The sequence below is a fragment of the Alkalimonas sp. NCh-2 genome, assembly GCF_039631345.1.
Classification (GTDB): domain Bacteria; phylum Pseudomonadota; class Gammaproteobacteria; order Enterobacterales; family Alteromonadaceae; genus Alkalimonas; species Alkalimonas mucilaginosa.
In genome coordinates this window covers 37,711-57,718 of the sequence record NZ_JBDIUV010000003.1, presented here as the reverse complement: position 1 = coordinate 57,718, position 20,008 = coordinate 37,711, and the positions used below count along the sequence as shown (strand labels likewise).

Below are 20,008 nucleotides of genomic sequence, written 5' to 3'. Positions count from 1 at the left end.
TTTCTATATAACGATTACAATAAATAATAATAGGGTTGGTGGTATGTCGGGAGCACGTGAATCCGTTCATGGCATGTGGTCTGGTCGTTTTGCTTTTATTCTTGCAGCGACAGGCGCAGCTGTTGGTCTGGGTAATATTTGGAAATTTCCATACATTATGGGGGAAAATGGTGGCGGCGCTTTCGTGCTGGTCTACCTGCTATGCATTGTATTGATTGGCATACCTGTGATGATGTCGGAAGTACTGATAGGTCGGCGCGGCCGCCAAAGCCCTGGATTGTCAGTTAAAACCCTGGCGCAAGAAGCCAGTAGCAGTACCCGCTGGCAAATAGCGGGTTGGAGTGGCCTGGTTGCCAGTTACCTTATTTTGTCATTCTATGCGGTAGTGGCAGGTTGGGCTTTGGCCTATGTCATAAAAACTGCACGAGGGGATTTTCAAGGCGTAACGGCCGAAGCTATTGGTGGGCAATTTGATGCTCATTTGGCCAATCCCTGGGCATTAATGGCCTGGTCCGCGGTGATTTTATTTGTCACCGTGTATGTGGTTGGTCGTGGTGTGCATAAAGGCCTTGAAAAGGCCGTGAATTTTTTAATGCCGAGTCTGTTCGTGTTACTTGGCATCATGGCAATTTATTCTGCTAGCAACGGTGCCTTCAGTGAAGCCGTGCAGTTTATGTTTACGCCGGATTTTTCCAAGCTAACCATTAATGGTGTATTACTGGCGTTAGGGCATGCCTTTTTTACACTCAGCCTGGCTTCCGGTGCCATGATTATTTATGGCGCGTATTTACCATCCAATGTGTCTATTGCTAAAACCTCAGTTTTAATTGCGCTGGTTGATACTGCTGTTGCTATGTTAGCTGGTATTGCCATCTACCCTTTGGTGTTTCAGTATGGTTTGACGCCCGCTGAAGGCCCTGGCCTTATCTTTGTTACTTTGCCCATTGCCTTTGGTTCAATGCCTTTTGGTACCTTCTTTGGCACGATGTTTTTCGTGATGCTGGTGTTTGCTGCTTTTACTTCTGCGATAGCCATGATTGAGTCAACAGTTGCCTGGTTGGTGGAGCGCAAAGGGCTGAATCGGCTGGTTGCTACGGCTGCAACAGGTGGCTCTTTGTGGCTTATTGGCTTACTCACCGTATTCTCCTTTGCCAAAGCCGATTGGGCAACCTTTGAACTCAATGTTTTTGGCAAGCCTATCACCAACTTCTTTGAGGTGGTTGATTATTTAACCTCTGCTATCATGCTGCCCTTAGGCGGTTTGGTGATCGCCATTTTTGTAGGTTGGGTGATGAAGAGGAAAATCACCGAAGAAGAGCTGCAGACGTCAGCTGCTGTGTATGCGATATGGAGATTTGCTATTCGCTGGTTTACACCCATAGCAGTGATCATTGTGTTTTTACACTTGATCGGTGTGCTTGATCTACTGCTTCGCTTGCTTGGTGTATAGGATTATTCATGACAACAAAGATAAAAGAACCCAGCTTTTTTGATGCTTCATTGCCAATTCTGGTTTTGATCACGCTGTTATCCAGCTCCGTATTGTTATTTGGTGATGACTCCTCCTATGGTCCGAACCAAATCGCGCTTTTTATTGCTTCTGCCGTTGCCGTTGTGATTGGCCTTAAAAATGGTTTGCGCTGGCATGAGATAGAACAGGCGATGACAAAAGGCATTGCTTTGTCCTTAGGGGCGGTACTGATTTTGCTGGCTGTAGGTGCCCTGATCGGCACCTGGTTGCTGGCTGGTACGGTACCAACACTCATTTATTATGGCATGCTGCTGTTAAGCCCAAGCTGGTTTTATGCTGCCAGCTGTATTTTGTGTGGCATAGTGGCCATGAGTATCGGTAGCTCCTGGACCACCGCTGCAACCATTGGTGTGGCTTTGATTGGTGTAGCTGCAGGTTTGGGTTTGTCACCGGCAATTACGGCAGGAGCCATTATTTCCGGCGCTTATTTTGGCGATAAAATATCCCCCTTAAGTGAAACCACCAACCTGGCACCTGCAGTAGCCGGAGCCGAACTCTTTGCTCATATCCGGCATATGCTGTGGACGACAGTACCCAGTATTGTCATTGCCTTGTTGCTGTTTTTAGTCATAGGGCTGAACAGCACAACGTCAGCCGATGCGGTCCATATTGATTTGATCAGTGCGACTTTGCAGCAGCACTTTGCTATCAGTTTCTGGACCCTGATCCCGCTTTTCGTCTTGCTGGCCATGGCCGTTAAAAAAGTGCCGGCATTTCCAACCGTGTTTATCGGAGCCTTACTTGGTGGCGTTTGGGCTTTGCTGTTTCAGCGTGAATTGATCCAGAGCTTGATGGATCAGGATTTGGGAACCAGCCTGGGCAGCCTGAAGCTGGTGTGGGCCACTTTGTTTGATGGCTTTGCTGTGGAAACGGGGTCAGATGATTTAAACAGCCTGCTTAGTGGTGGTGGTATGTCCAGCATGCTGAATACTGTCTGGTTGATTTTTTCGGCGATGATGTTTGGGGCGGTGATAGAAAAAGTCGGCTTGTTGCGTAAGTTTGTACAGTCGATTCTAAAAGCAGCACATAGCACCGGCTCTTTGATTACCAGTACCATTGCCACCTGTATTGCGACCAATATTCTTACGGCTGATCAGTACATGGCAATTGTGATGCCAGGACGCATGTACAAAGAAGAGTATGAACGACGTGGTCTTGCTCCGGTGAATTTGTCACGTACACTGGAAGATGGCGGTACTATTACCAGTCCATTGATCCCCTGGAATACCTGCGGCGCTTACATGCACGGTGTGTTGAATGTGAATCCACTGGATTATTTTATCTACGCCTTCTTTAATTTGATCAATCCTGTGTTGGCAGTGATCTACGCCTATTGCGGGATTAAGATCCTAAAGTTATCCCCGCCAGAAAGTGTGCAGCAAGAACTGCATCTAAAATCTTAATAGCACCAGCCTGATCCTGCCGATCAGGCTGTTTCGCGTTATACTGAATAAAACCAGCCTTTTAGCTACTGCAATCGGAGTTGTTATGTCTGCAGACACCAACAGTCGTCAGGTAAAGCGCCTGGCGGATTACCAGGCACCGGACTTTTTCATTGAAACCACAGATCTAACTTTTGAGTTAGCTGCGGATAAAACACTGGTCACTGCGGTCCTGCAGTTTCGGCGAGCCAACCCAAATGCTTTGGAGCTTCGGTTAGACGGCCAACAGCTTTTGCTATTAGCGGTCCATTACAATGAACGTTTGTTACAGCCTTCTGAGTATCAGTGCGATGCTCAGCAATTGCGTCTGTCGGTGACAGACGATGACTTTAAGCTCACCATTAAGACAGAGATTTGTCCCCAGGCCAATACGGCGCTGGAGGGGTTGTATTTTGCCAATGGCAGTTTTTGCACCCAGTGTGAGGCGGAAGGTTTTCGCCGTATTACTTACTACCTGGACAGGCCTGATGTGCTGTCGGTCTTTAGTACCACCATCATTGCCGACGCCAACCAATATCCTTACCTGCTATCCAATGGCAACAAAGTGGCTGACCGTTTGCTTGCTGGTGGTCAACGGCTGGTTCGCTGGCAGGATCCCTTTCCAAAGCCCTGTTACTTATTTGCACTGGTAGCGGGTGATTTTGAACTGCGACAAGATCAGTATACGACCAAATCTGGCAGAGTGGTTGAGTTGGCTTTTTACGTCGAGAAAGGTCAGGGCAATAAGGCCATTTTTGCACTGGAGGCCTTGAAGCGCTCTATGCGTTGGGATGAAGAGCGTTTTGGTCTGGAATACGATTTGGATACCTATATGGTGGTTGCTGTCGACTTCTTTAATATGGGGGCAATGGAAAATAAAGGTCTGAATGTATTTAATAGCAAGTATGTGTTGGTGAGCAACAATACCGCTACGGATACCGACTTTTTTAATGTTGAGTCGATTATCGGGCATGAGTATTTTCATAACTGGACTGGTAACCGAGTCACTTGCCGTGACTGGTTCCAGCTTAGCTTGAAAGAAGGCTTGACGGTGTTTCGTCACCAAGAATTTAGCCGTGATATGGGGTCTGCTACAGTTAACCGCATTCATGCTGTGCAGGTGATCCGCACCGCTCAGTTTGCGGAAGATGCCAGCCCGATGGCGCACCCAATTCAGCCGCAGCAAGTAATGGAAATGAATAATTTCTACACGGTCACTGTGTACGATAAAGGGGCTGAAGTGATCCGGATGCTGCATACTTTGCTTGGTGAAGATGGTTTCCAGGCAGGGATGCGTTTGTATGTGCAGCGCCACGATGGTCAGGCAGTGACTTGCGAGCACTTTGTGCAAGCGATGCAGGATGCAAATCACTACGATCTTAGCGCTTTTCGCCGTTGGTATCAGCAATCAGGGACACCGGAGTTGCGTGTTCAGCGCTCCTACGACGTACACAAACAGCAGCTGACGCTTACCTTGCGGCAGCACACCCCGGCGACAGCTGATCAGGCAACGAAATTACCACTGGTCTTACCGATACGTTATCAATTAGTGGATGGAGAACGCTCAGAGTCGGGGCTTTTTGTCATGCAATTGCAAGAAGAGTCACTGGTCTTTACCGATGTTTCGGCAACCGCTTTACCTGTATTGCTGGAAGACTTCTCTGCTCCGGTGCGCTTACTGCATGATTACAGCGAACAAGAGTTGCTTCGGATAGCCAAAGCCGCCAGTAACGGTTTTGCCCGCTGGGATGCTTTGCAGTCGTGCTGGATGTTATGGCTGCAGCAGTATATTCAGCAGGGGGGAGCTTTTCATTTACCGGAGGCTTTATTTGAGCTCTATGCCACTTTACTTAACCAGCCATTGCCTGATAAGTCCCTTACAGCCGAGTTACTGAAAGTACCGGATTATGGCACTTTTGCCGAGAGCTTTCCGCAAATCCCTGTGGACTCCATTCTTGCAGCCAGTGCTGCTTTTCGTCTGCAAATCTCAGAGCACCTGAGTAAAGCATTGCTGCAATGCTATCAGCAGCACAGTCAAGCCGCAGCCGAGTACAACGAAGAGGCGGTTGGTCAAAGAGCATTAAAAAATCGTTGTCTGGACTACTTAAGCATGCATCATGGCGATAGCCAGACCCTGCTAGAGCAGCAGTATCATACGGCTAGTGGCATGACCGATAAATTAGCTGTGCTTAAAGCCAGTTTGCACAGCGAACATCCGGTGTTTGAATCGTTGATGCAGCATTTTGCCAATGAGTGGCAGCAGGATGTGCTGGTGCTGGACAAGTGGTTTAGTCTGCACGCGGCCAACCCAACTGAGCAAGTATTCGATACCATTGCTGCTCTATGTCAGCATCCGAAATTTAGTTGGCAAAATCCAAACCGGGTACGAGCGCTGTTTCATGCCTTTGCCATGCAGAACCCAGGGCAGTTTCATCGGTTGGATGGACGTGGGTATCAGTTGCTGACTCAGACTTTGTTATTGCTTGATCCGATCAATCCCCAGGTGGCTGCCCGGTTGGTGACACCTTTATTGTCCTGGCATCGCTATGATTCAGAGCGACAGATTTTAATAAAGCAAGCTTTGCGTCAGTTGCTGGAGAAAGATGGGATTAGCAATGACTTGTATGAAAAAGTCAGTAAAGCGCTCGCTGGTTAGTGGAAATCAAACGTGGTTGTCTATCATTTTTCGCTGCATCTGTCTGCCCGGGAGTGCCTGGGCTATTACCAGGGCCAGTATCGCAATTTTATTGTAACGGCACAGAGTGGTGAGCGTATTCAAATTGCCGTGAAGCACTTCCATCGCTTTATTCAAAAGGATGGTATCCACGGTATTTTCACCATTTGGCTGGATACCAATGGCAAGCTCATCAAATTAATAAAAAATAGTTAGAGCTATTGCTTTAAACGATGAATTAAAACGGCCGATCAATTTTGCCGGGTATTTCAGTCGATTTTTCATTATGTTAGTTAGAAGATTTGGGTTTTTTCAAAAGCTGATTAAACTAATAGAGTGCCATTCAGTGCGCAAATCGTTTCATTAAACAAAAAACAAATACAAATCAACAGATTTAGCCGCTGAGAAGCCTTGCGAAGCTACCGAAATGATGTAATTATTTTATCATGTGCGCTGAGCTCCGATGAGTTCAAGTGTATGCCTACAAAAATAACAATGACCTGTGGGGACAGGGGGGAGAAACCAACATGAAGAAAAGGACTACCTTTTTTCAGAAAAAGCCACTGGCGCTTGGCATTGCCTCAGCGTTAATGGCGATGTCCGCAAGTTCAATACAGGCTGCCAGCTTTAACTGGGGTGGGGTTGATATTCAATTTGATTCAACCTTTTCCTACGGTGCCAGTTGGCGGGCTGAAGATCGTAACTGGGATACCATCAGTAAAGCAAATCATCCGCGCTTTAACTGGGATGATTATGGTTATTACTTTACGGCGGCTGGTACGCCCAATATCAACAGTGTGTATGCCAATACCGAAATTTGGGCTGAGCCTGGTGCGTACTCCAGTAACGGTGATGCCGGTAATCTGAATTTTGACCGTGGTGATATGTTCAGCAGCATGCTGAAGGGCACTCATGATCTCTCGATCCGTAAAGACAATCTCGGCTTCTTCGGTCGTTTCATGTATTTTTACGATTTTGCACAGCGCAAAAGCAATTATGCCTACACCAACCCAATTTCAGGCCAGCATGTTGACCCTTGTGCTGACAGAGATTCGCGTAAACTGAGCTGCCGTGACTTCCGCTTGCTTGACGCTTATGTCTATGGCAACTTCAGTTTTAATGATGGCATGAACCCATTGACGGTTCGACTGGGACAGCAGGTGCTGAGCTGGGGGGAAAGTACTTTCTTACCGCACGGCATCAATATTACACCAATTGATGTGGGTATTCTCCGCTCTCCGGGCGCTGACTTAAAAGAAGCTTATATCCCCGTTGGTATGCTCAGTCTGGCTGTTGGTCTGACCGATAATTTATCGGCTGAGTTTTTCTATCAGTACGATTGGGAAAACAGCTATCTGCCATCGCCAGGTACTTATTTCTCAACCAATGACTTTGCTGGCAAAGGGGGGCATGCGCAGAATATTCAGTTAGGTTTTGCTGGCAACCCGGACATTGATCTGGATTTCCTGGTTGATGAAATGAATACCTTGTCGCTATTCGCTCCGGCTTTGCTGCAAGTGATTGAAAACCCAAATGCCAGTCGGCAGGATAAAATCAACGCCATTAACCTGGCCCGGGTATACGCTACCCGTGTTGCATTGCGTCCGGCAGGTTCGGAAGGTGAGCTAAAACCCAAAAATGGTGGTCAGTATGGCGCGAAGCTGGAGTATTTTGCTCCTAATCTGAATGACACTGAGTTCGCCGTTTATTTCATGAATTATCACAGTCGTGTTCCTGTGATCTCAGGTATTGCGGCAGACTTCAGCGTTGATGGGGGGCGTGAGGTCGGATTGCTGCAGTCCCTGGTGTATCTGAGTGAAAATCAGCAGCAGATCACCGCAGACAACATCGGCAACCTTAGCATGTTCTCTAAAGGCCTGCTGGAATACCCGGAAGACATCAAACTTTATGGCTTCAGCTTTAACACCACGATAGCAGGTACTTCTGTTGCGGGTGAGTTGGCTCATCGTCGCAATGAACCACTGCAAATCGATGATGTCGAAATTCTGTACGCTGGTATGCCAGAGCAGCTTGCTAATGCAACCCTGGATGGTATCGCCGTGAACCCTGAATTGGGTGGTATTTCTCAAATTGGCCGGGCTGATGGCAATAAAGTGCTGCCTGGCCAGATGGCTCAGGGCTATATAACCCGCAACACCACCCAGGCATCGGTAACTTTGACCCACTTGTTTGGGCCTGTGCTTGGCACCGACAACTTGTCAGTCCTTGCTGAAGTGGGTGGTGTGAAAATTCACAGCATGCCAGATCAAAGTGTGCTTCGTTTGAATGGCCCAAACACCGATCGCAGTGGAGCACCTTTGATAGGTCCTTTAGGGCCATCGGAAGGCTTGCATCAGGCATTGTCTGACGGGCCAGAACCAAATCCGTTCCCTACGGCTTCAGCCTGGGGCTATCGTATCTTTGCGCAGGCCCAATACAACAACGTTTTTGCGGGAGGCAATCTGACGCACCGCATCAACTTCGCCCACGATGTGAATGGCATTACACCAGATCCATTGTTCATGTTTGTGGAAGGGCGTAAGTCTCTGGGTTATACCATTGGCTTTGATTACCTGAGTCGCTGGTCAGCAGAGCTGTCTTACAATTGGTTCTGGGGTGGGGTAGGTACCACCAACAATCTGGCCGATCGTGACTTTGTATCATTTAACGTTAAGTACTCTATTTAAGTAAGGGACGAGAACCATTATGAAAAAACTCACCCTCTTGGCTTCAGCTGTTGCCATGGTTGTAAGCTGCAGTGCGCTGGCTAAAATTACGCCAGAACAAGCTGCGCGTCTTGGTCAGGACTTAACACCAATCGGTGCTGAGCGAGCCGGCAATGCTGCTGGTACCATCCCTGAATGGACCGGTGGTATTTTGACGCCACCAGCAGGTTATACTCCTGGTGATCATCACCCGGATCCTTTCGCTGATGATCAGGTGTTGTATGTAATTAACAGCAGTAACCTGGATCAGCACCGCGACAAATTAAGTCCGGGTCAAATTGCCTTGTTTGAGCTCTATCCTGATACCTTCAACATGCCGATTTATCCGACGCGTCGTTCTGCATCCTTTCCGCAGTATTTTTACGATGCAACCAAGGAAATAGCCACTAAGGCCGAGCTGATTGAAGGCGGCAATGGTCTGGCCAATGCTGCTATTGGTATTCCATTTCCAATTCCAAGCAATGGCTTAGAAGCGATCTGGAACCATATTGTGCGCTTCCGTGGCGTTGCAGCTACCCGCAATGGTGGTCAAGCGGCACCTACGGCTTCTGGTGCATACACCTTTATTGGTTTTGATGAACAAATCATGTTCAAGTACTCACATCCGGATGCAACGCCAGAAAACCTGATGGCAGAAAACATTTTGTTTAAGTTTAAACAAAGCGTTACCTCGCCAGCGCGTTTGGCGGGTACAGCCTTGCTGGTTCATGAAACCATGGACCAAATTGCTACTCCCCGACAGGCCTGGACCTATAACACCGGTCAGCGCCGGGTGCGTCGTGCGCCAAACGTTGCCTACGATGCACCAGGTACCGCTTCCGATGGCCTGCGTACCACCGATGACTTTGATATGTTTAATGGCTCCCCAGATCGCTACAACTGGGAGTTGAAAGGCAAAAAGGAAATGTATATTCCGTACAACAGCTATAAGTTGCACAGCAATGAGCTGAAGTACAGCGATATTCTGATGCCTGGTCATATCAATCCGGCTCACACGCGCTATGAATTGCACCGCGTCTGGGTGGTTGAAGCCACTTTGAAAGACGGTATGCGTCATGTGTATGGCAAACGTGTGTTCTTCATCGATGAAGACAGCTGGCAAATTCATGTTGCCGACCTCTATGACAACCGGGGTGATTTGTATCGGGTTGCACAGGCGCATGGTCTGAACTATTACGAAATGCCCGCACACTGGAGTACGCTTGAAGTGTATCATGATCTAAACTCGCGCCGTTACATTGCGCTGGGACTGGATAATGAGGATGCCATGTATGATTTCTCTGTCACCTTGAATGACAATGATTTCACTCCGGCAGCTTTGCGGCGCGAAGGCGTTCGTTAATCCTGAGCGGACTGTAGACAAACGGCTGAGCTTCTCAGCCGTTTTGCAATTAAATCGAGACGAATTCTGATGAAATCTGCCTGTAGTATCCCCCTTTGGATTGGTATGGCGTTGTTTATGAGCCTGGCGAGCAGTGCCGAGCAAGACCGCTTAGCTGCACAACCTGCAGTTTTGGCCCCCCTTGCTGAGCACTCGTTACTGACCGATATCACCATACTGCCATCAAACCGCCTTATTGCCGTAGGTGAGCGAGGTCATATTCTGTGGAGCGAGGATGGTGTGCACTGGCAACAGGCAGACGTGCCTGTGCGGGCCAATTTAAACGCTGTGACCTTTGTTGATGCCAGCCATGGTTGGGCTGTAGGTCATGATGCCAGTATCTTGCACACTCAGGATGGTGGAGCCAGTTGGCAACTGCAACAGTTTTTGCCCGAGCTGGATAAGCCCTTGTTGGATGTGGTATTTGAAAGTCGCGAGCACGGTATTGCTGTTGGTGCTTATGGCCTGATGTACCGTACCCGGGATGGAGGCACCAGTTGGGAGGCCGAGTTTCATCTGGAGTTGCTGGATGAAGAGGAGCAAGAGTACCTGCTGGAGTTAAAACAAGATGATCCTGAGCTCTACGCCGTTGAACTAACCGCTATTTTGCCGCACTTCAATCGTATCTTTGTGGCAGACAACCAGCTGTTGATGGTTGGTGAAGCAGGTTTTTTTGCAATCAGTGACGATTTCGGTCAGCACTGGGAATTGCTTGAGCCCTTTTATCATGGCTCTTTGTTTGATGTGGCTGTGACTGCAGAAGGACATTGGCTTGCTGTTGGCCTGCGTGGCCATGTGTTTTTATCTGAAGATGAGGGCGAAAGCTGGCAAGAAATGGTGCTGGACTCGCAAGCGACCATTAATAGTGTGATTGTACTCCCTGAAGCCATTTACTTAACCGGCAATGCCGGCCTTTGGGCAGTCAGTACCGATCAAGGACAAAGTTTTGTCTTTAGTACCGAGGTGGATGGCCGTGCTATTGTGAATGCGGTGCCATTTCAACAGCGGATGATCCTGGCTACCGAGCTTGGGATCCGTCAGTTAGCGCAACAGAGCCAGAAGAAGCCATGAGTTTAAATCGAATCGTTAATAAAGTTGAGTATGCCTTATTTCGTCACCGACTGGCTGTGTTGGCCTTTTTCGTGTTGGCTACCTTGTTCTTATTATTTAAAGCTACTCAAATTCAGTTGGATGCTGGTTTCAGTAAGAATATACCGCTCAAGCATGAGTACATGAAAACCTATATGCAGCACGAGCAGGATTTCGGAGGTGCCAACAATATTTTGGTGTCGATGTGCGATGCCAGTGGCACTATTTTTAATGCGGATTTTTTCGATAGCCTGCGTCGGGCGCATGATCAGTTGTATTACATTCCGGGCGTTAACCGGGTCCAGGTACGCTCTTTGTTTAGTCCAAGCACCCGTTTTGTGGAGGTGGTGGAAGATGGCTTTGCCGGTGGACCGGTGATACCGGCAGACTTTGTGCCTGATCAACGCGGTCTGGCAAGAGTACGTGAGAATGTGGAAAAGGCTGGTATCGTCGGTCGCATGGTAGCGGATGATTTTAGTTGCGCCATGATCAACGCTCAGTTGCTGGAAATAGATCCCTCTACCAATGAGCGGCTTGATACCATTGCTTTTGCCGCAACCCTTGAAGAGCAAATTCGTGGACAGTTTGAAACTGAGCAGGTCAGTGTACACATCATTGGGTTTGCTAAGATGGTGGGGGATGTAGCAGATGGCGCCAAAGGCGTACTGACTTTTTTCGCTATCGCCATTGCTATCACATCCCTGATGGTATTCTTTTTCTCACGTTCTTTGATGTTAACGGTGCTACCAATAGCTTGTTCATTGATTGCAGTGATCTGGCAAATGGGCTTGCTGTCGGTGATTGGCTTTGGCATTGATCCGATGTCAATTCTGGTTCCTTTTCTGGTCTTTGCCATTGGCGTAAGTCATGGTGTGCAGATGATCAACTCCACAGGGAAGCGGGTGGCATCCGGCCTGGATGCGAAAACGGCGGCTCAGGCCAGCTTCCGTAAATTGCTGGTCCCTGGTGGTGTGGCATTGCTGTCTGATACCGTTGGATTTTTAACCCTGTTGATCATTGAGATTGGCGTCATCCGGGAACTGGCCATTACTGCCAGTCTTGGAGTCGCGGTCATTATTCTGACCAACCTGATCTTATTGCCGGTGTTGATGTCTTACGTACGTTTCAGCAAAGCTTATCAGCAACGTGCTGCAGCTGGTAATCCTACTGCTGATAAGGTGTGGTACAAGTTGTCTGCGGTGGCAACTAAACCGGTAGCCGCAGTGGTGCTGGCAGTTACAGCCCTGCTTTTTATCGCGGCAAGCATCCAAAGCCAACAGTTAAAAATCGGTGATTTGCATGCCGGCGCCCCTGCTTTGCATGAGCATTCCCGCTACAATCAGGATACCTTCCTTATTACTGATCGTTTTGCGATTTCGGTGGATTACATCAATATTATGGTGGAGTCTATACCGAATGCCTGTACCCATCATGACATTATGCAACGGGTAGATCATTTCCAATGGCTGATGGTAAATGTACCTGGGGTACAATCTGCAGTATCACTGTCTTCAGTGGCGAAAACCATCAATGCAGGTTACAACGAAGGTAATGTGAAATGGCGGGTATTGCCACGCAACACCCAAAGTCTGGTGCAGGCATCCGCTCAGGTAGAAACCAGCAGCGGCTTGCTGAACCGGGATTGTTCAGTAATGCCAGTTATGCTGTTTTTGGAAGACCACAAAGCCGAGACGTTGGCCCGGGTGGTGCAAGCGGCGAAAGAGTACGGCAGTGAACTAGGGGATGAGGATACACGCTTTATGCTGGCATCTGGTCCGGCGGGAGTAATGGCAGCAACGAATGAGGCGGTGGCTGCAGCACAGCGACCAATGATGCTCTATGTATATGGTGCTGTCATTATCCTCTGTTTGTTAAGTTTCCGCTCTGGTCGGGCAACTGCTGCTGTGGTAATCCCACTCTTTGTAGTATCGACCATGGCGATGGCTTTAATGACCTTACTGCAGATTGGCCTGACAGTATCGACTTTGCCAGTAATAGCGCTGGGCGTAGGTATCGGGGTGGATTATGGTATTTACATTGTATCCAGCATGAGTCAGATGCTGAAAGATCGTGTACCAATGCGCGATGCTTACTACGAAGCATTGAAAGAGCGGGGCAGTGCTGTTCTCTTTACAGGCATTACGCTGGCGATTGGGGTGAGTACCTGGGTATTCTCGGCTTTGAAATTCCAGGTCGACATGGGTATTTTGCTGACTTTTATGTTCCTGGTGAATATGTTGGGAGCCATTCTGGTGTTGCCAGCTCTGGCTGCTTTTTTCTGGCCAAAGAATAAATAAGCCAAAAAAAGTTTATGCATGACTAAACACGAAAATGGCCGAAAGGCCATTTTCTATTTAAGGGAAGTGCATAAGTTATCATCAACAGTTGCCGTCACTGGTTGCACCAGTCTAAAACACTGAAATAAAGCTCGAAAATGGCTACAATAGTGACTACACTTCGCAGCTAACGCGCACAATCGTGTGCAGTTGAATCATGCCCTTGGCGTCATGACGTAAATAAAGGATATGAAAATGGCACTGATAGATGGTCAACCCTCTGTACTATTACAAAACGTAAAAAAACTTATTCAACAGAAAGTGAAAGAGCAACCTGCTCTGGTCGAAAAATTTGCTTCTATTCTCTATGGCAGCATTGCTTCAGAAGATTTGATTGGCCGTAATGACAGTGATCTGTACGGCGCTGCATTAAGCCTTTGGAAAACATTTAATAACCATCACCAGGATGGGGCTGTGATCCGGGTGTTCAATCCTGAAATTAGCCGGCACGGCTGGGAGTCCAAACATACCATCGTCGAAATTGTGGTGCATGACATGCCCTTTTTGGTGGATTCGGTACGAATGGCGCTGACTCGTCAGAATATTTCGGCTCATTTCTTTGTCCATTTGCCGTTGCAAGCCAAGCGCACTGCGGAAGGCGCGATTGAAGACTTCCATAAGCTGGGCGCCAAAAGCCAGGCCGATACCCGCCAGACGGTGTTTCATATTGAAATTGATCGCCAGACCGATAAGGCGGCCATTGATAACTTGACCTCCGAGCTGCACTCTGTGATGGAAGATGTCACTTTATCGGTGCAGGATTGGCAAGTGGTCCGTGAGAAGCTGAAGTCTGTTATTGCCGAGTTGCCAACCAGCAGTGACAAGGCGCTGAGCAACCAGCGTAAAGACCACATCGATTTCTTACACTGGCTGGTAAAAGATAACTTTACCTTCCTTGGTTACCGCGAATACAAAATCAAACCGGTCAAAGGTGATTATCGCATTGAAGGTATAACCGATACTGCGCTTGGCCTGATGCGCCGGGCCGATGCCAGAGATTTGATGCTGTCTGAATTGCCGGAAAATGCCCGCCACCAGGCATTGGATGATTCGCTGTTGATTCTGACCAAAACCAATCATAAGTCGCGGGTTCATCGTCCGGCTTACATCGATTATGTTGGTGTCAAGCAGTTTAATGACAAAGGCGAAGTCACCGGTGAGCATCGCTTTATTGGCCTGTACTCGGCAACGTTGTACAACAACAGTGCCGGTGATATCCCATTGCTAAAATCCAAGTTGTCACAGGTTATGGCGATGTCGGAGTTTACGCCTGGTACCCATGCCTACAAGGCTTTGCTGAATATTCTGGAAACCTATCCACGCGATGAGCTGATTCAAGCCAGTCCAGACGACCTGCTTGAAGTGGCAACCGGTGTATTGCAGATGCAAGAACGGGATATGACCCGGGTCTTTATGCGTAAAGACACCTTTGGCCGTTTTGTTTCAGCCATGGTTTATGTACCGCGTGAGCGTTACAACACTCAATTACGTAAAGAAACACAGCAAATATTCCAGCAATTCCTGAAAACCGATGAGCCAGTTGAGTTTACAACCTTCTTTTCCGAGTCGGTACTGGCCCGCACTCATTACATTATTCGTATCCACGATAGCCATGTCGAGTTGAATGTGAAAGAAATCGAACGCAATCTGATTGAAGCGGCCCGGACCTGGGAAGATAAGTTAGAGTCGGCGCTGGTTGGGGTCTATGGTGAAGCCAAAGGCCGCGAGTTGTCCCGTAAGTACGTCAATGCTTTCCCTCGTGGTTATAAAGAAGAGATGTTGCCAAATGATGCCTTGGTGGACATCGGCAAGCTGGAATCTCTGAACGAAGAACATACCCTCGAGATGTTGTTCTATCAACCACAGGAAGAGAAAAGCAACAGCAAAGCAGTACGCCTGAATCTGTTTCACAAAGACAAGCCGATTCATCTTTCGGATGTGTTGCCAATGTTGGAGAACTTTGGCTTGCGGGTGATTGGTGAAACACCGTATCCGGTACGAACGCCGGATGGTGCTGTCAGTTGGATCCTGAATTTCACCATGGAACTGAACTGCGAGTTATTAAACGACTTTGATCAGGCTCAGCAGGATTTCCAGAGTTCTTTTGCCAAAGTCTGGGCCGGCGCCCTGGAAGATGATGGTTTTAACCGTTTGATTTTAGCTGCGGGTTTGTCTGGGCGTGAAGCTGCTTTGCTGCGAGCTATTGCCAAGTACAAACGGCAAATCGGTGGTACTTTCAGCCAAAGCTATATTGAGAGCACCTTCAGTCGTTACCCAGAGTTGGCCCGACTGATAGTTGAGCTCTTTAATAGTAAGTTTTCACCATCAACCAAAGTAACTGCCAAAGCCATTGACAAGCTGGAGCAACAGATCACCGAACAGTTGGAACATGTCGCCAACCTGGATGATGATCGTATTATTCGTCGTTTTGTCGATATTGTGCATGCAGTGCTGCGCACCAACTATTTCCAGCCGGATGCAGAAGGCCAGGAAAAACCATACATCTCGATGAAGATAAAACCGGATCTGATCCCGGAAATTCCATTACCAGTGCCTGCTTTTGAGATTTTTGTCTATTCGCCACGGGTTGAGGGTGTGCATCTGCGGTTTGGTAAGGTTGCCCGCGGAGGTTTACGTTGGTCAGATCGGCGCGAAGATTTCCGCACTGAAGTACTGGGCCTGGTAAAAGCACAGCAAGTGAAGAATACCGTGATTGTGCCGGTGGGTGCCAAAGGCGGCTTCGTTTGTAAGCAACTGCCGGAAACCGGTGGTCGTGAAGCTTTCATCAATGAAGGGAAAGCCTGCTACCGCACCTTTATTCGTGGTTTGCTGGATGTCACCGACAACATTGTCAAAGGTGAGATTGTCCCACCAAAAGATGTGGTTCGGCTGGACGAAGATGATCCCTATCTGGTTGTTGCGGCCGACAAAGGCACGGCTACCTTCTCTGATATTTCCAATGGCATCTCTGAAGAGTATGGCTTTTGGATGGGGGATGCTTTTGCTTCCGGTGGTTCCAATGGTTACGATCACAAAGGTATGGGGATCACTGCCCGGGGTGCCTGGGAGTCAGTAAAACGTCATTTCCGCGAAATTGGGGTGGATTGTCAAACCACTGATTTCACCTGTGTCGGCATCGGCGATATGGCGGGGGATGTCTTTGGTAATGGCATGCTGCTTTCGAAACACATTCGCTTGCAGGCTGCTTTTAACCACATGCACATCTTTATTGACCCTACACCAGATGCTGCCAGCTCTTACCAAGAACGTGCACGTATGTTCAAACTGCCTTCATCGACCTGGGATGATTACGACAAATCTTTGATTTCGGAAGGTGGCGGCGTCTTCTTACGCAGTGCCAAGTCGATCAAGTTAAGCCCACAAATGAAAAAGATGCTGGGTACCAGCAAAGCCAGTATGACGCCAACCGAGTTGATTCGTGCATGTCTGGCCATGCCGGTCGATCTGATTTGGAACGGCGGTATCGGTACTTACATGAAAGCTACGGATGAAAGTCATGCCGAAGTTGGCGACCGTGGCACGGAAGCACTGCGTCTAAATGGCCGTGAATTTAAAGCCAAGATCTTTGGTGAAGGCGGTAACCTGGGTGCAACCCAGCGCGGCCGCATTGAATTTGCTGCCAATGGCGGTCGCATCAATACCGACTTTATTGATAACGTTGGTGGGGTAGATTGCTCAGACAATGAAGTCAACATTAAGATCCTGTTGAACTCTTTGGTGACAGCCGGCGATCTGACACTGAAGCAGCGCAACAAGCTACTGGTAGATATGACTGATGATGTCGCCCGTCTGGTTATTGAAGACTGTTATCTGCAGACTGAAAGCATTTCTATTTCCGGTTTGCTCGGTGCTGATCAACTGAAGGAATACACCCGTTTTATCCATACCCTGGAGAAAGAGGGCAAGCTAAACCGTGAGCTGGAATTCTTGCCTTCGGATGATGAGTTGTCTGACAGAATGGCACGAGGCATGGGGCTGACCCGCCCTGAGCTCGCTATTCTGACCGCCTATGGCAAGATGGTATTAAAAGAGCAGTTGGTTCTGCCTGAGATTTACGAGAACCCATACTTCAAGCAAGAGTTGTTTGCTGCTTTCCCACAAGTACTGCAGAAGAAGTACAGTGCTGAAATGGAGCAACATCCGCTGAAAGGCGAAATCATTGCTACCAAGTTGGCCAACCAACTGGTGAATGAGATGGGGCCGAATTTCGCCCAGCGGATGAGTGAAGAAACCGGCAGCAGTGTGGCAGAGTTGATGCTTTGTTATGCGATGGCACGCGATTTACTCGATATTCCAACCTATTGGGATGCGCTGCGTGCTTTGGATAACAAGATCCCGGCCAGTCTGCAAACCAAGTTATTGCATCAACTTCGGCGAACCATGCGTCGGGCTACACGCTGGTTCTTGCGCCATCGCAATAAAGCACTGGATATTCAGCAGACACTGGCGTTCTTTAAGCCAGCCTTTAAAGAAGTGTCAGAAAATCTGCCACGCTTTATGGCTGCCAAAGAGATGGCTGAACTGGATCAACAGCTGAAAACATACCAGGACAAAGGGGTGCCGGCTGATACTGCTCGTTACCTGGCTTATCTGAGTACGGTATTCTCGGTAATGGATATTGCTCAGGTGGCGGATGCAGAGCAAACGCCACTGCCATTGACTGCGGAAATTTACTTCAAGCTGGGCGACCGGCTGGATCTGCACTGGTTCCTGGAGCAAATTACGCAGCAACCTGTTGCCAACCACTGGCAGGCCCTGGCACGTGCCAGCTACCGTGAAGAGTTGGACTGGCAGCAACGCTCCATGGCCGCTGTCGTAGTGCGCAGTTGTGGTGGCGCTTGCGATGCCGAAGCTGTGATTGAAAGCTGGCTGACAGAGCACGATGCCTTGCTGGAGCGTTGGCGTATGATGTTGGCTGAGTTCAAGACAACCAAGACCCATGAGTTTGCTAAATTCTCTGTGGCCTTGCGTGAGCTGATGCTACTGAGCCATCACTGTGAACCTGTTCAATCCTGAAGCAACAGGGTAAACTACCCTACAGGTTAAACCCAGATAGCCCCGGTACTCCTGGTTACTACACCAAGATGCCGGGGTTTCTTTTGCTGACGAAACACCTGGAGCTATCGCCATGTTTTATCCCTTTGCCCGAAGTATGATGTTTGCCTGTGATGCGGAGTGGTCGCATAATTTTGCACTGGGTACCCTGAAGCGCTTTGCGCATACCCCTTTGGCGCGGACCTGGCAACAGCAATTGGCATCCAAACCAGTGACCGTTGCGGGTATTCAATTTGATAATCCGATAGGCCTGGCTGCAGGTCTGGATAAAAACGCTGAATGTATTGATGCTTTTGGTCAAATGGGTTTTGGCTTTATTGAAGTTGGTACTGTCACTCCAAGGCCACAACAAGGTAATGATAAACCAAGGATTTTCCGGTTACCTAAAGCTCAGGCCATTATTAATCGTATGGGTTTTAATAATAAAGGCGTCGACTACCTGATTGAGAATGTAAAAAAGGCACAGTATCAGGGGGTGCTGGGTATCAATATAGGTAAGAACAAAGATACGCCCAATGAACAGGGTAAAGACGACTACGTCCACTGCATGCGCAAGGTATACGCCCATGCAAGTTACATCACTGTCAATATTTCCTCCCCCAATACACCGGGTTTGCGTGATTTGCAGTATGGTCAGGCCCTGGATGATTTATTGCAAACGGTGCGCAACGAACAATTGGACTTACAGGCCCAGTTTGATAAGTATGTGCCCATCTTTGTCAAAATTGCTCCTGATATGGATGGCGCCGAAGTGCAGCAGGTGGCAGAGGCTTTGTTGCGTAACCAAATGGATGGCGCTATTGCTACCAACACTACTTTGGATCGTAGCCTGGTACAAGGGTTAAAGCATGCCGATGAAGCGGGTGGTTTGAGTGGTTTGCCGGTGCAGCAAAAAAGTACTGCTGTGTTGCAACAATTGCGGCAGGCGGTGGGGAATGACTTTCCATTGATTGGTGTTGGCGGTATTGTTGATGGTGCTTCAGCCAAAGCGAAGCTGGCTGCAGGGGCAAACTTGGTGCAATGCTACACCGGCTTTATCTACCGGGGGCCCAGCTTGCTGACTGAGATCATCGACAGCCTGTAGTCGATCTTTCATCCTTAGAAGGATCCTGGCAGGATCCTTTTTTATTAGAAGAAATTCGAATTTCACTTTGATCATAACTTGTTATAATTACACCAAATGATCAATAATTCTAATACCTTAGGGATGCTGTATGTTGTCACCCACCGAAAGCTGGAGCTGGTACCATTGCACCGAGCGTAATCAGCTGGTGTTGGATATCAATGCTGAACTGGCATTCCCGGTGCCTTTCGCAGCAAACCTGCTGCAGTTGCCGGCATCAACGCAAGCCTTCACCATGCAAGACGCAGAGCATTACTGGCAATTGCTGGAGACCCTGGCCGAGACTGCACTTACTTCAGAGCAGCAGCTTTACTTTACCTTGACCGCTTTGGCCGCCTTGAAGTTTATGCGTTCTCAGGGACACAAAAGCTGGTATTTTGCTGATATTGCCAATACGAAAGCGGTACAATCAATGCAATTAGCCGAATTGGTGGGGCAGCAACTGGTGCAGGTTGTGGTGCTGCAAACCGACGGCGATTGTGCCGAGTGTATGTTGTTGAACAGCACAACAAACCTGGCTGGCAAAGCGCTTGTTGCAGGCTCAGTAGTGCGTGTCTTAAACTCCCGGCTAAGACCATTGGCGCATCAATCTCTGCGAAAATCTGCCTGAGTTTTGTTTCTTGCCACGCGGTTGCCCTGACCGCGTTGTTG

General features: G+C 48.5%; 11 protein-coding genes. All 11 read left to right on the top strand.

Annotation, left to right across the window (positions count from 1 at the left end; translation table 11 throughout):
- The first annotated feature begins 43 nt into the window (after positions 1-43).
- The 11 genes from ABC502_RS09325 (at position 44) to ABC502_RS09275 (ending at position 19,967) form a co-directional block, all read left to right on the top strand.
- Positions 44-1,450, top strand: coding sequence for a sodium-dependent transporter (locus ABC502_RS09325; RefSeq protein WP_330086882.1), 1,407 nt, complete (start codon positions 44-46; stop codon positions 1,448-1,450).
- A gap of 8 nt (positions 1,451-1,458) precedes the next feature.
- On the top strand, positions 1,459-2,934 hold the full coding sequence (nhaC, locus tag ABC502_RS09320; RefSeq protein WP_330086883.1) for a Na+/H+ antiporter NhaC: 1,476 nt from the start codon (positions 1,459-1,461) through the stop codon (positions 2,932-2,934).
- An 85-nt stretch (positions 2,935-3,019) separates the two neighbouring features.
- Positions 3,020-5,608: an aminopeptidase N gene (gene pepN / locus ABC502_RS09315; RefSeq protein WP_345915692.1), complete on the top strand. Its 2,589-nt coding sequence runs from the start codon at positions 3,020-3,022 to the stop codon at positions 5,606-5,608.
- 12 nt (positions 5,609-5,620) lie between these two features.
- Positions 5,621-5,842, top strand: a complete 222-nt coding sequence (locus ABC502_RS09310; protein WP_330086885.1) for a DUF2835 family protein — start codon at positions 5,621-5,623, stop codon at positions 5,840-5,842.
- A 311-nt stretch (positions 5,843-6,153) separates the two neighbouring features.
- Entirely contained in the window at positions 6,154-8,313 is a 2,160-nt protein-coding gene (locus tag ABC502_RS09305; protein WP_345915690.1) for a DUF1302 domain-containing protein, read from the top strand.
- 19 nt (positions 8,314-8,332) lie between these two features.
- Complete coding sequence (locus ABC502_RS09300; protein WP_330086887.1) at positions 8,333-9,694, top strand: DUF1329 domain-containing protein; 1,362 nt, start codon at positions 8,333-8,335, stop codon at positions 9,692-9,694.
- A gap of 69 nt (positions 9,695-9,763) precedes the next feature.
- A complete protein-coding gene (locus tag ABC502_RS09295) occupies positions 9,764-10,804 on the top strand; it encodes a YCF48-related protein (protein WP_345915689.1) in 1,041 nt (346 codons plus the stop codon).
- A complete protein-coding gene (locus ABC502_RS09290) occupies positions 10,801-13,119 on the top strand; it encodes an MMPL family transporter (RefSeq protein WP_345915688.1) in 2,319 nt (772 codons plus the stop codon). Before ABC502_RS09295 ends, ABC502_RS09290 begins: the two co-directional genes overlap by 4 nt.
- Positions 13,120-13,353: 234 nt before the next feature.
- Positions 13,354-18,195, top strand: a complete 4,842-nt coding sequence (locus tag ABC502_RS09285) for an NAD-glutamate dehydrogenase (RefSeq protein ID WP_345915687.1) — start codon at positions 13,354-13,356, stop codon at positions 18,193-18,195.
- Positions 18,196-18,307: 112 nt separating this feature from the next.
- Positions 18,308-19,318, top strand: coding sequence for a quinone-dependent dihydroorotate dehydrogenase (gene pyrD, locus ABC502_RS09280; RefSeq protein ID WP_330086891.1), 1,011 nt, complete (start codon positions 18,308-18,310; stop codon positions 19,316-19,318).
- 130 nt (positions 19,319-19,448) lie between these two features.
- Entirely contained in the window at positions 19,449-19,967 is a 519-nt protein-coding gene (locus ABC502_RS09275; protein ID WP_330086892.1) for a cell division protein ZapC domain-containing protein, read from the top strand.
- The last annotated feature ends 41 nt before the right edge of the window (positions 19,968-20,008 follow it).